Source organism: Caballeronia sp. RCC_10 (assembly GCF_041360715.1).
GTDB lineage: Bacteria > Pseudomonadota > Gammaproteobacteria > Burkholderiales > Burkholderiaceae > Caballeronia > Caballeronia grimmiae.
Window position 1 is genome coordinate 23,116 of sequence record NZ_JBFUPT010000030.1, and the last position, 12,736, is coordinate 35,851.

Annotated in this window: 6 protein-coding genes; 3 read left to right on the forward strand and 3 right to left on the reverse strand. The window is 59.4% G+C overall.

Annotated features, from left to right (window positions below; translation table 11 throughout):
• Positions 1-496: 496 nt before the first annotated feature.
• Positions 497-2,731 carry a response regulator gene (locus AB6804_RS27735; protein WP_370889177.1) on the reverse strand — a complete coding sequence of 745 codons (2,235 nt, stop codon included), beginning with the start codon at positions 2,729-2,731 and terminating at the stop codon, positions 497-499.
• A gap of 465 nt (positions 2,732-3,196) precedes the next feature.
• On the opposite strand from AB6804_RS27735, the gene AB6804_RS27740 reads away from it, so the two are divergent.
• Positions 3,197-5,248, forward strand: coding sequence for a putative bifunctional diguanylate cyclase/phosphodiesterase (locus AB6804_RS27740; RefSeq protein WP_370889178.1), 2,052 nt, complete (start codon positions 3,197-3,199; stop codon positions 5,246-5,248).
• Entirely contained in the window at positions 5,245-6,846 is a 1,602-nt protein-coding gene (locus AB6804_RS27745) for a diguanylate cyclase (RefSeq protein WP_370889179.1), read from the forward strand. The genes AB6804_RS27740 and AB6804_RS27745 overlap by 4 nt, the downstream gene beginning before the upstream one ends.
• Before the next feature lie 183 nt (positions 6,847-7,029).
• Here the strand turns inward: AB6804_RS27745 and AB6804_RS27750 are convergent, their stop codons facing one another.
• Together AB6804_RS27750 and AB6804_RS27755 are read right to left on the reverse strand one after the other, a co-directional pair.
• Complete coding sequence (locus tag AB6804_RS27750; protein WP_370889180.1) at positions 7,030-8,889, reverse strand: MEDS domain-containing protein; 1,860 nt, start codon at positions 8,887-8,889, stop codon at positions 7,030-7,032.
• A gap of 425 nt (positions 8,890-9,314) precedes the next feature.
• Positions 9,315-9,794, reverse strand: coding sequence for a chemotaxis protein CheW (locus AB6804_RS27755; protein WP_370889183.1), 480 nt, complete (start codon positions 9,792-9,794; stop codon positions 9,315-9,317).
• A 1,630-nt stretch (positions 9,795-11,424) separates the two neighbouring features.
• On the opposite strand from AB6804_RS27755, the gene AB6804_RS27760 reads away from it, so the two are divergent.
• Positions 11,425-12,054 (forward strand): phosphatase PAP2 family protein, encoded by a 630-nt coding sequence (locus AB6804_RS27760; RefSeq protein WP_370889181.1) that lies wholly within the window; start codon positions 11,425-11,427, stop codon positions 12,052-12,054.
• Positions 12,055-12,736 lie beyond the last annotated feature (682 nt).

Below are 12,736 nucleotides of genomic sequence, written 5' to 3' on the forward strand. Positions count from 1 at the left end.
GCGCCTTGTGTGCACGGTGGCCTTGCTGCAAGGCTCAGCGAATTCGCTGATGCGCACACGGTGAGGACCCGGTTTTTCGCTAGCGTTGCAGGAAACTCGATGAACCCAAGTTCACCCAGCCAGCCTTAACGGGGTTACGCGACTGGATGGTTCATGGCGCTGGGCCTACGGCAGCACACGCACTCGATGCGCAAACGGGTCGTCGGGACTAGAACGCCGAAAGGCAGGTGCCAGTGTGCGCTGGAGCGCCGGATCCCTGCGAGCTGTCAGCGACGTCGTTTGAGAGAAGATGCCGCCTACCGCGACAGCCAGCGCCAACTGTGGGCGGACGACCGCCCCCCAAAAAAGCCGCTTGAAAAGCGAGCGGCTAAAGGCTGAAGGAACATGCGCTCACAGGGGAACCACCTGTTCTGAGAGCAGTGCTACATCCGCACTCTCGGCGAATTACTCAAATATTTAGGCTATTCGCCGAGGTAATCGGTCTCGAGCTTCGACCTCAGCCCGCTTGCGAAGCGCAAGCGGCATTTGATGCCGTCACTCGTCGACGGATCAGCTCGTCCAGGACCGCCACATCGACGATTGGTTTAAGGAAAGTTGTGATGCCGCTTCCGCGCAGACGCTCGGCTTGATCGACAAAGCCCGTCAACATGATGAGCGGCAGATTGGGCTGCTCTCTCTGCAAGTGTTCCGCCAGATCTAGCCCGTCCATGCTTCCGGGCATCTGCACATCCGAAATCACCGCCTCAAAGTTATGCGGCGCACGCAGCAGGCGGTAAGCGTCGTCGGCATTCGCAGCATGCGTTACCTCATACTCGAACGCTGAAAACATCGCAGCTTGCGCGTCGGCGACCATCGGATCGTCTTCGACGAGTAGCAGTCGAATGCAAGGCGACGACGCGGCGACGCCGGCGCTGTCTAGATGGCCGCTGAGGGGACTTGTGTTCGGGCTTTTTGAACGTGGCAGAAACAAGCTGACCAACGTGCCCCCTCGGGGCGAAGCGCCTATGCTGCAGTGACCTCCCGAAAGTTCGCAGAACGACCGCACCTGAGCGAGTCCGAGCCCAGTTGCATGGCCAGGCGCCTTGGTCGTGAAAAACGGCTCGAACGCGCGCTCAGCCGTTGCGGGATCGATGCCCGCGCCGCTGTCGGTCATGTCGATCCGAACGAAATCCGCTTGCGTACCCGAGCCGTTGCCTTCGCGCGATACGTTGGCGTTTGAAACGACGATGTGCAGCCGGCCCCGTCCGCCCATTGCGTCGCGAGCATTGATCGCGATGTTGAGCAGCGCAAGTTCCAGCTCTGCCTGATCGGCATCAATATCCCAAAGCCCGTCGTGAACGGACGCTTCAATCGCCACGCCTTCGCCGACCGCCGAACGCAGCAAATCGACATGGCTCGACCAATTCGTTGAACTCAGCCTCTCGGGCCGTACCGGGTGCTTCTTGCTCACGGACAACAGCCGTCGAGTTAGCCTTTGCCCGCGCTCGACAGTTGCCATGATTCCTTTGAGCGGGGCGCTCACTGAGTCACTGTGCGGGCGGGGATCTGCGCGCAAAGCGGCATGTGCGTAACCAACGATGGCCATCAGCAAATTATTGAAGTCGTGCGCGACCAGGGCGACCATATTGCCCAGTGTCTCCAGATGCTGATGCTCCTTAGCAGCCGCCTCCAGTGAAGCGCGCATTGACGCTTCTGTCTCCGCACGTCGCCACAGTGATTCCTCGTGGCGTAGCCGCCGGAGAGAGAAAATGAGGAGGACGAACAACGCGGCGGAGGGCACGAGCGTAGCAATGGTCACGGTCGTAAACCGGGCAAGCCATGCCGTCCAGATGTATCGAAGCGGAAACCCGGCCGTCACATAGGCGTCGTAGTCGCCCACACGCCTGAAGGCAAGGATCTTCTCCTCACCGTCGACGGTGGATACCATCGTCACCACTCCTGCTTCATGGCCGCTGGCGAGTAGACGGAAAAACGCGGTATCACGCGAAATGCGCTCAGGGCGTCCATGCGGACCAGGCGACCACGCGAGTACTGCGCCATCGCTCCTGATCATGCCTATGGTCAATGGCTTGTCGTCCGCGAGCTGGCGGTAGAAATCTTCGAAATACGCCGACGACATCGAGATTGAAACCAGTCCCGCGAACAGTCCGTCGTGGCGGACAAGATGTTTCATGACATTGAACGTAGCGTTGCCTGTCACGCGCCCCTTCATAGGCCCGGAGACGTAAAGCTGCGTTGGCCGCGTGCGCGCGTCGATGAAGTCGACCCGATCAGCGATGCTGATGTCCGGCGCAGGGAAGCGAAGGCTCGTTGCCCCCAGTTGACCATCGGCCGTCCACACCGACACCCCATCCACCTGCGCGTGCCCGCGCACGAGTCGGGCCAGAACGTCATAGAAGGTGCGGTCGCGCCGTAGATCAGCCTCTTTGCGGTCTTCTAGCGTATCGATTACTCGTTCGGCCAAAGCCGCATCAATATCGAAAACTTTTTGTGCGTGCTCTTTAGCGATGTAGGTGGAACGCTCAGTTGTGTCGCGAGCAGCCGATAGGCGGTCCTGCCAGTCCTGCCAACCGAAAACCGCCAGAAATACACACGGGCCCAATACGCTCAGCGCCAGCGCAAGAACGAACGCAGCGCGCATCCGACGAAAATGCGACTGGCCGATGCTGATCGATGCCGGGGCAGAAGCCGACTGTTGGGTTGTCATATCACGCCCGGATGCGAAAGGCATGTAGGGCGCGTGATTGTACGCTTGCATCTTCGGGGGAATCGCGACACAGCGTTAAGAATCATGCTCGCCCTGAGCGCTCTGAGTAATAAATTCCGTTTCACCGTACGTTGTTGAGGGATTTTTTGGTTGCTAGGTAAAGTTTTACCTGAAAGCGACCGATAAACCGTCCGTGTCAGCCATGTCGATAGACGGAAAATCACGACATAAAGGTGTTCGGGTAATGCGTAATCAGTTGTTTCTCTCGTATTTTATCAATCGTTTCAACGCACCTGCATTGCCGTCGGGGCTGGTCCGGATGGGTCTTCCGGCCCTGATTGCGGTTCCCTCTCTCGCCGCTTGGATGGCTTTACCGGGTCACCCACGAAGCGTCACGGGTCTCTGTCTCGCTGCTTGTTTTCCTGGCCACGGCCGCGGTGGGCTGGGGCCTGCACGGTCCACAGGGTGTTGAGGGCCCGGGCGAGTCTCTTGGAGCAACTCGCACGCGCGCTGCTTTCGACCAACCGTGACTGCCTGAAGTTACTGGCCCCTGACGGGAAAATGATGCATCTGTCAGAGGTTGCCGCGGAGTTGATGGAACTCGACTCGTGTACCCAGCTGGTGGGTGTCGACTGGATTGGCTTTTGGGGCGATGGCGATAAGAAGATGGCCCAGGCGGCGTTAGCGTCAGCATTGCGAGGCGACCAGGCGGACTTCGAGGGTTTTTGTCCCACCGCGAAGGGGCGTCCGAAGTGGTGGCGCTCAACGCTTTACCCCATCAAGGATAGAAGTGGGCGGACCGCTGCCGTCCTCTGTCCGTCCAGAGATGTCAGTGCAGAGACGCTAGCCGCAGCGGCCGCGCGGCAAGCGGAGGAACTCCTCACCGACATCGAGGCCCACATACCGGTCGTTTTTTGGTCGACGAGTGCAGATTTTCAAACGCTGCGTCACGTCAGCGCAGGCTTCGAGGCGATGTGGCAATTACCTGTTTCAGCGTTGGCGCACGACCCCACCGCATGGCAAACGCGGCTGCCCCAGCACGATCTGCGCAATGTTAAAGATGCGATGCGACGGATGGCACGCGAGCACACACCGGTCCAATACGATTTCCGGCTCTGCCGGGACGACGGAAGCTCGCGATGGATCCGGGCGAACGCGTCGCCCGTCAAAGGCAAGACGGGGCAGGTCGAACGGATCGTTAGCGTATGCATCGACGTGACTGACGAGAAGCGGCGAATGGACGAACTCGACCGACTCGCCCATGTTGACGATCTGACAGGACTCGCGAACCGGCATGCATTTCTAAAGCATCTCGGTCGCTGTGCGGAGACGGGCGCGCCTTTCAGTCTCTTGCTGGCAGATATCGATCGGTTCAAGGTATTCAACGACACGGTTGGCACCTCGGCCGCCGATTCACTGTTGCGAGAGATCGGTGCTGCGTTCCGCGAAGTGGCGCCATTAGGCGCATTCGCTGCGCGCCCGAGCGGCGACGAATTCGCCCTGGTTATCCCGGACTGTACCCCCTGCAGCGTCAGCGAGCTATTCGCGGATATCGGGACGGCAATGAGCCGTCTACAGGTTGTCGGGTCCGGCGCTTCCAGATTGACGTTGTCAGCCGGCCTAGCAAAGTTCCCCGCCGACGGAGGCACGCCCGAGACACTGATGAGCAACGCCGACGCCGCGCTGTACATGGCGAAACAGGCTGGACGCAACTGCCTTCGGCCGTTCGGCAGGGAGGAAGCTCAAGTCATAGGCTCATTCCAAGTCGAGCGGGAGCTACGCGGTGCGGTGTCAGGCGCGCAGTTCAGCTTGTGGTACCAGCCACAATTTTGGGCACAATCACAGGACTTGGCCGGCGTCGAGGCACTGATCCGTTGGAACAGCCCTACCCAAGGCGTAGTTTCGCCAGGGGTTTTCGTTCCGCTGTTGGAACAATGCGGCCTGATACAAGAGGTCGGTGACTGGGTCTTTGCTCGGAGCGTTCGTCAGATCGCCGAATGGAAGGAACGTTGCGGGGTCGACGTCCCCGCTTCAATCAACGTGTCGGCGAGACAACTCGTCGACCCAGCCTTGCCGGCGCGGTTTGCCGCCATGGCCGGGAGGCGCGCGGTATTGCCAAGCCAAATAACGCTGGAAATTACTGAATCAGCGTTGGTCGAGCAAGCAGACAGAACAACTCAAGTTCTGCGTGACCTACAAAGCTATGGTTTTCGCCTAGCACTGGACGACTTCGGCACCGGGTATTCGAGCCTGAGCTATCTGACGCGCTTGCGCCCCGACGTCCCCAAGCTCGATAAATCGCTCGTCGATGACATCGATAATGACGCTGTCTCGCGGACCGTTGTCGCCGGCATCGTTGCACTTGCGAAGACGCTTGATATCCGCGTTGTGGCCGAGGGCGTCGAGCGCGAGACACAGCTGCGTTGCTTGCAAGCGATGCAGTGCGACATCATCCAGGGATTTTTACTAGGCCGTCCCGAGCCCGCGGACTTACTACACCGGCGACTGGGCAAGATCGCAGTGCCGCTTGCAACAGAATGAAGCCATTCCAACGTCTCTATCGGCGCAGACAGAGTACCCGTGCCGCTTCGCTTGCGCCGAGTCCGACCTCGAAAACGGCGCGTGCGGTCGGGCGCATTCTCCACGTCTTCGCCCTACGTCCATACATTGCCGCGTTGGTAGGGACGTCATTCGCGTTGATCGTTTCCGCTCTGCTGGCGGTGACATTGCAGCAAGGGCGTCAAGAAGTCATTGGCCGGGCACAGGATAACTCGCGTAACGTGGCGGCAATCGTTAGCCGCGATATCGCCCGCCATATCGAACTTTACGATCTCTCTCTCCAGGCTGCTATCGACGGCGCCACGCAGCCGCGGATCATGCAACTTGACTCTGACATCCGGGACCGGGTTTTATTTGACCGCGCTGCATCAGGGCCTGACGTTAAGGGTATGGCCGTCACCGCGGCGGACGGGAGGATCATCGCATCCCAAGGCGCGGACGCTGCCACAGCCGACTATTTCCAGTCGCGGGAGAATCTTTTGGCCCATCAGCGTTCGACGACGTCGCAGATTTTTATGTCGCACCCTTACGCCGACTCGCATGAATGGACAACGATAGGGCTCAGCAGGCGCATCGACGCGCTCGACGGGCGTTTTGCCGGAATGGCCATCCTCGAAATTCGCGCCACTTACTTTCAGCAACTGGTCGACGAAGTCGACGTTGGTCGGCACGGCTCAGCGTTTATTACCCGCACTGACGGCACGCTTATCGCACGACGTCCGGTCACGTCGAAGGAAGTCGCTATGCGCATCGCCCGGAGCCGGACGTTTCATACGATGGTGGACAACGAGACTGGGTCTTACATAGCGCAATCCCCGATCGATGCGCGCGTGCGTCTTTACACATTCGCGAGAGTCCCTGATACCCCGCTCATCGTGGTAGTCGCGCCCGATCTTGACGATGTACTCGCAAACTGGCGTCCTCGGTCGCTCATTGTCGTCGGCCTTTGTGCGGTCCTCAGTGCAGCGTTTGTTCTCGTCTGCTGGTTGTTGGCTCGAGGGCTCCAGCAAAAAGAGAACGCGCGAAAGCAACTCCTGTCGATGGCGTCTGTCGATGCTTTGACTGGCCTGAGCAATCGACGAGGGCTTGATATCTACCTCGCTCGCGCTTGGGAGGCGGCGAAAAGAGAGAACCATTCGGTATCAGCAATCTTCATCGACGTTGACCATTTCAAAGCGTACAACGACCGCTTTGGACATGACGCTGGCGACCAAGCGCTGCGCCAGGTTGCCGTTTGCATTCGAGCAGCTACCCGGAACGCGGAAGACATCGCCGCCCGGTACGGTGGAGAGGAGTTCGTCGTGGTACTTCCCGCAGCGCGGATCGAAGTCGCCGCGCGGGTGGCGGAAGCGATCCGGAGCGCAGTCGAAACGTTAGCGCTACCAGGTGCCGGAGCGACGAGCGACAAGCTTACTGTGAGCCTAGGGATAGCAGCGTGCGAACCGCGAGGTACCGATGGCGGCTCACGATTGCTCAAAGCGGCCGACGATGCACTTTACAAAGCCAAGGTAGGAGGGCGCAACCAAGTCAGACAACAAGTTGTTCATGTTCAGCCGTCACCCCGGCTGACCGACTGTTAGTTCGCCCAGTTATCAGGGGTAAGGCAAGACTGACCGCAGTCTCTGCGTTCAAGGACGACTATGAAAACCGCGGCGCACAGGCCGCCGCGCTATGGCCCAAATACCGGCGAGCGCCGCTGACTTGGCTGCAAGGCTTGGCATTTGCAATCGGTCCCCGCACAGCCGGCTGTTTGGTGAAGGGTCTCATGCCTCTCGTGCTGCGTTGTTGTACGTCTGGCCTGCGGTTGCCGCAATGGTGCCAAGCAGGGTGGCGGGGGAGACAGGTTTCACCAGATGCTGATCAAAGCCCGCTTCGCGCGAACGCATTCGGTCGGCTTCGGTGCCGTATCCGGTGACGGCGACAGTCAGGGCGCCGGCGGTCTCTCGCAGGTGGCGCAACCTGCGCGCCAACTCATAGCCGTCCATTTGCGGCATTCCGATATCGGCGAACACAATATGCGGCTTGAACGTTTTAGCAATCTCAAGCGCCCGGGCGCCGTTGGACGCCGTGCGCACTTCGTGCCCTTCCATTTCCAACAGCGTGCGTGTCGCTTCGAGAATATCGGTTTCATCATCGACAACAAGGATGCGTCGACGTGCATCGGCGGCCGGCACGGGCGTGAGCCGTTCCTCTTCTCCGGTGCCATCCGCTTCCGCGGTCACTGAAACATCCGGGCGCGTGAGCGGCAGTGTCACCACAAACTGTGCCCGGCGGCCGCTGGGCGCTCGCTCAAGGGTCAAAGACCCGCCGTGCCGCTCGGCGATCTCGCGCGCAACGGCTAGGCCAACACCGAACCCTCCCTGCGAGCGGTCCAGTCCACGCGGCCCTTGCACAAATAGCATAAAGACGCGCTCACGAAGCGCATCGGGCACGCCGGGTCCATCGTCGCCCACGCATACTCGAGCCAAATCGGCCTCCACCTTCATCGCCACGGCGATGCTGCCGTGCCGGGGCGCATAAGTGATTGCGTTGTTGAGGAGATTCGCGAACACTTGGTTAAGACGCACACGGTCGCCAACGATAGTCGCCGCATGGGCAAGTCCCTCGACCGCGAGCGATTGTCCGTTTCGAGCAACGGCCGGGCGGATGGTATCGATCGCCTCGTCGATGATAGAAGCCAAGTCAATCCGTGCGGGTTCGATGGTGAACATGCCCCGTACCGTCCGGTCCGCCTCGAGTAGATCATTGAGCATGACCGAAAGGTTACGTACCTGACGTGCAACAATCCTGCTTGCTTTGGAAACCGGGGTCTCCTCAGGCACCGAGCGACGGATGACTTCGACGGCAGCCTCGATCGGCGCAAGTGGGTTACGCAGTTCGTGACTCAACATCGATAAAAACTGGTCTCGTTCCTCGAGGAGCACTTTCAGATCCAGCGTGCGCGCCTCGACGCGAGCCTCTAACTCGGCGTTCGCGCGCTCGAGTTCGGCGCGCGCGACCGAGAGCGAATCGCTTTGGACCAGTTGCCAGACGCCGTGCCGACGAGTCAGCGCGAACTGATGCGTGTTGCATACATCAAGCACATCGGAAGCCGTGCACCGGTCCAAGCAATAAGAGCACACGCAGATAATGCGGTACTGGCCGAGCGAGCGGTTCAAATTCGCCTCATACTCGGCGAAGTCATGCCACCGCGTCCGGTCCAGCCAAAAAGTGTCCCCCGTCACGCGCAAGCCGTCGAAGCCTCGCGCTCGCGAGTCCCGCTCGTGCCGTGCCCACTCCGCGATGATTGCTTCGCTGCGGAATGTTCCGTCAGGAACATACCAGTCTGAGGCGGGCTTGAATGCGATCTGCCCCCGGCTTACGAAATCCTTGAAATCAGGAAGCGCCTCGACCATGGCGGTCTCGGCTTCGTCTGCGCCAAACAGATCAGGCGCGACCCACAGACAGCTTTCGTTGTCGCGCAGTCCCGCCTCGAAATACGGAACCAGCATGTCGACGAGGTCCGCCTTCGTTTCATAAAAATGGCAAAAATGCGTTCCCCATCCGGCATGACCAATTGCGTCAATACCGCTCTTTCTCAGGGTTTCTTTCAGCGCCGAACGGGCAGGTTGATCATCGAGCATAGGGCGAGTCGCTTGCCTCGAACGCAAGCCATCAGGTGAGGGGCGAGGCCACGGGTATCAAACGCCACGCTTCGCGCGGTACGTCATTTACGGATTGTAGCGTTAGCGCCTGCGCTAATTTGCATGCGATCGGCGCCGCCACCACAGTGCTTATCCGGTGCTCCGCGAACTCAACGTCCTGATATCCACGTCCGTTGAGCAGCGAGCGGCGAAATCGACGCCATCGGCGCTGGTGGCCGTTCTGGACAGCGGCCGGTCATAACAGGTTTCGCGGGTCGACAGGGAAGGGCTTGCCGGTTTCCCAGAGCGACGATGACGCTGCCGGTTGCGCAACGGAAATCGCAAGCCGCATGCCGTGCCTACGCTGCAACGCCTGCGAGTAATGCGAGACGCTCATCGGCCATCCGGGCGAGATCGATGAGCTCTTAGGTGATGCGCCGCCCTTCGCCTATCGCCAGGATAGACGACTTGCCGCCCGTATTGCAGTTAGAGATGCGGGACACCTCGGTGACGTCATTTGGCCCGGACATCGCGAGCACGCGCTCGATTGCAAAGACGAGCGTTGAGGCGTTGGTCTTGACGACGAGCGCCTGGGCTGGCGCAATCGAGCGCGTCCGAAGCCCCACGACGGAATTAAGGTCCACAAGCTCGATCAATTCCTCGCGCCATTTGATGAGGCCAAGACTGTCATGCGATGAAGTGCTGTGCAACGCTATAGGCGGCTTCAAAATGTTTTCAGCGACGTGTACGCTATCTGCTGCAACTACGTTCCCGCCAACGGAGAAACGACAAACGATCTGCCAATCTATGACGAAACGAAAAGCAGCGGGTTTGTTCGGGGTAGCAGATTGTCTAAGGTATCGACGCGCTTGCTTGATGCAAGCGCCGAAATCAACCGCTCGAATATCTCTTCGTGCCCACCGTTAATACCTGAACCGCAGTAGATTCCCAAACGCGTTGACACGGTCCCTTGTAAGATGCAGATGAGGGACGAGAATGCCATCATCGCCCGTAGTGATTTGAAGCGCGTGGGTCCGATCACCGGCTTTCGGCCCGAGAAGAAACGCGCATTCGCGCGACGAACAATGCTGAGACTAGTGCTCGCAAGGGGCGTTCCTTTCGGACGGACGACGCTGTCTCGTGGTTCGGCCGTGTCGCGGCCTTTGGCGCGATCGAAACCTCGGCTGAACAGTCATCGCGGCAAGGAAAGGCCTCTTCAGCAGCTAGCTCTGTGGCGCACCTGCGGTGATCGCATCGGTGATCGTCGAAGTGCTCATTGCGCTGCGAGGCAGGCGATATTGGCGACTGTCGGGATTGCGGCGCTTACGCGCTCGGATGCGTTAGGCCGCGCAAAAATGCCGAATGAGTCGCCAGCCTCGCGGGAAGCTCGACGCGTTCGACAGGTAAGATCAGTGCTTCGCGTCCTTGCATTTGACTTCGAATAAAGCATCTGCGGGGCCCGCTTGGGCCCCACACAGACGGTCAAGCATGACGCCGCGGCAGCGCAGCGCTGAGCGCCGAGAAGCTGTTCCGCGAACGCCTGACCTGTCTGAATCGAATACCGTGCTCGCAAGGGTATCCGGGGATGTTATTCCTTATTTTTCCTTTCGGAGCCGGCTAGAAATAGTACAGCAGCAATAGCAATGACCAGCGCAGCGGCGCCAAAGGCGATGGCCACGACTTTGACAACTTCATCCATGACTACTGCTCCCGACTCGAGGCAGCGGCTCGGAAATCGAGCTGCTCGACGGGCTCAGCAACCGTCACGCCAGCCGTCCCCGTCGCGTCCAAGAAAAAGTCTGACGCGTTGTTGGGCCAAGTGAACGCCCATGCATCCGCGCCTTGATGCGACAGGAGGACGTGCGCCTGACAACGGCGCGCGTGTCGGGCGATAGATTCATGTGCGATGTTAAGCGCGCTCGTAACCTGGGCTACTGCGGTACGGAGGGGTGTCGAACGCGTTTCGCCGAAATACCATGCAGGCGGCGTCGGTTCCGTCCCGCCGGACCACCTATCGCAGTGCTGCGCTTCATGAGGGGTTGCGATACGAGTGCGGACAGTCAACAGGTGATGCCCGACGATCTCGTGCAGTGGCAGCTCCCTGGCCTGGGCCCGGATAGCCAAGGGAAGGTGAAATATATGACTGGGTCACCACCGCCTGCCGCGTTGTAGAAGGTCCTGTCAAAGTGTGTGCCGACTGTCTTTTCTTCTGCTACGCCCGCCATGCGATCGACGGCGAACTCGGGACTGATCATGACGGCCTTCTTGTCGTCGACTCGATGTGCGGCACGTCGCGGCGCGCGTAGCGGAGACGCTCGAATTTGAACGTTTTGCAACGCAGCGCCATCGCGAATGTTCATTGCGCAGTCCCAACGCGTTCCCCGAGAGACGCGGGCCGTTCGGTACCAGAACCGTTGCTATTTGGTGACGATGGCGGAAAGCGAAGACGCCTCCAAGATGCCTTAAGCGTTTCATAAGGTCGCCTGCATAGCCTTTGAAACAGACAGGTGTTCTTAGATCCACGGGAGCCGTTGCATGTCGATCCATCCGACTCGTTCTGCTACATCATCGCTCAGGCATGTGCTCGTCTGTGCCGTCTTGGTCATAGCCGGTCAAAACGCTTCGGCCGGACTTGATCACCAACTCGCCTATGACAACAGTGGCATTTGGAATCGCAATGTTCAACTGGCCCTTGAATACTCGGTCGTTGCAGTCGGGGTCGGAGGTGCGCTGTGGCTTGGAAATGACACAGAACTTGGGCACACGTTTTGGCAGACCGTCGATGCGGAGGCGATGTCAGCCATTGCGGCTCAGGGAATGAAATACGCGTTTGGCCGGCAGCGACCATCAAGCGGGAAAGGACCGAATGCATGGTTCCAGGGAGGCCAAAGTTTTCCTAGCGGCGAAGTGACGCTGCAGGCCAGCTTCGTGACGCCTTTCATCGTTCATTATGGAAGGCGCTACCCTGCTGTATGGGCCCTGGAGCTTTTGCCGCTTTACGATGGCATTGCTCGCATGAAATCGCACGCCCATTGGCAAACTGATGTTCTTGGTGGTTGGGCGCTCGGCACAGCCGTCGGTTACTTGACGACGACATGGGAAACCCCGGTTTCTGTCATGATCCTCCCGCACGGCTTCGCCGTTGGGCTGTCGAAGCGCTTTTAGACCGTCAACCGTCGGCGTGAACGACCCGGGTACATTTAATTGTTCGTGGTACCTATCGAGAACCTCGCATACGCGCTGGAGTGCATAGCGATTCGCCGTCGCGGCTTGTGCAAGATGTACGGCGGGATGCATGTGGTCCAGATGGCCTGCATGGACGTGACCATCAGGGGATGCAATTCTGTTCTGGAAAAGCGGTCCGCCCGCCAGAACCCCGAGAATGTAGATTGTCAATTACGATGACCGCCATTGTTGTCTCAAGGAACGATGCTACTCCCGGCTATTTGTCACCGACGGATCGTTTCGCGATGAAGACTGGCGCTGCGCAGCAGCGTCAGTCTTCATCACCTTGGCGTCCAGCGCCCCCAAGTATGCGGAGCACCAGCTCCCTCGCCGGATAGATTGCAGGGCAAGCCGGACGAACGAAAGTACGCGGCCGTGAAGTGCGCAGTTGACGGCAAGGTAATCTGCTGATCGGCGAAGCGAAAGAAAACATCGCAGTGTCTGTGTCTACCTTGTCGCGAACTTGCGAGTTCTGCGCCGGCGCTTAATCAATGACGTGCGGAGTTTGCGTTCGAGTGCTGTGGAATCGGTTGGTTCTTTCAGCGTGAAGCGCACCGGGAACCTCGGAGACCGTTTTGCTGGAGTTAAGCAGCCATCGGCACTCCAGCGAGTTGCTCATAGT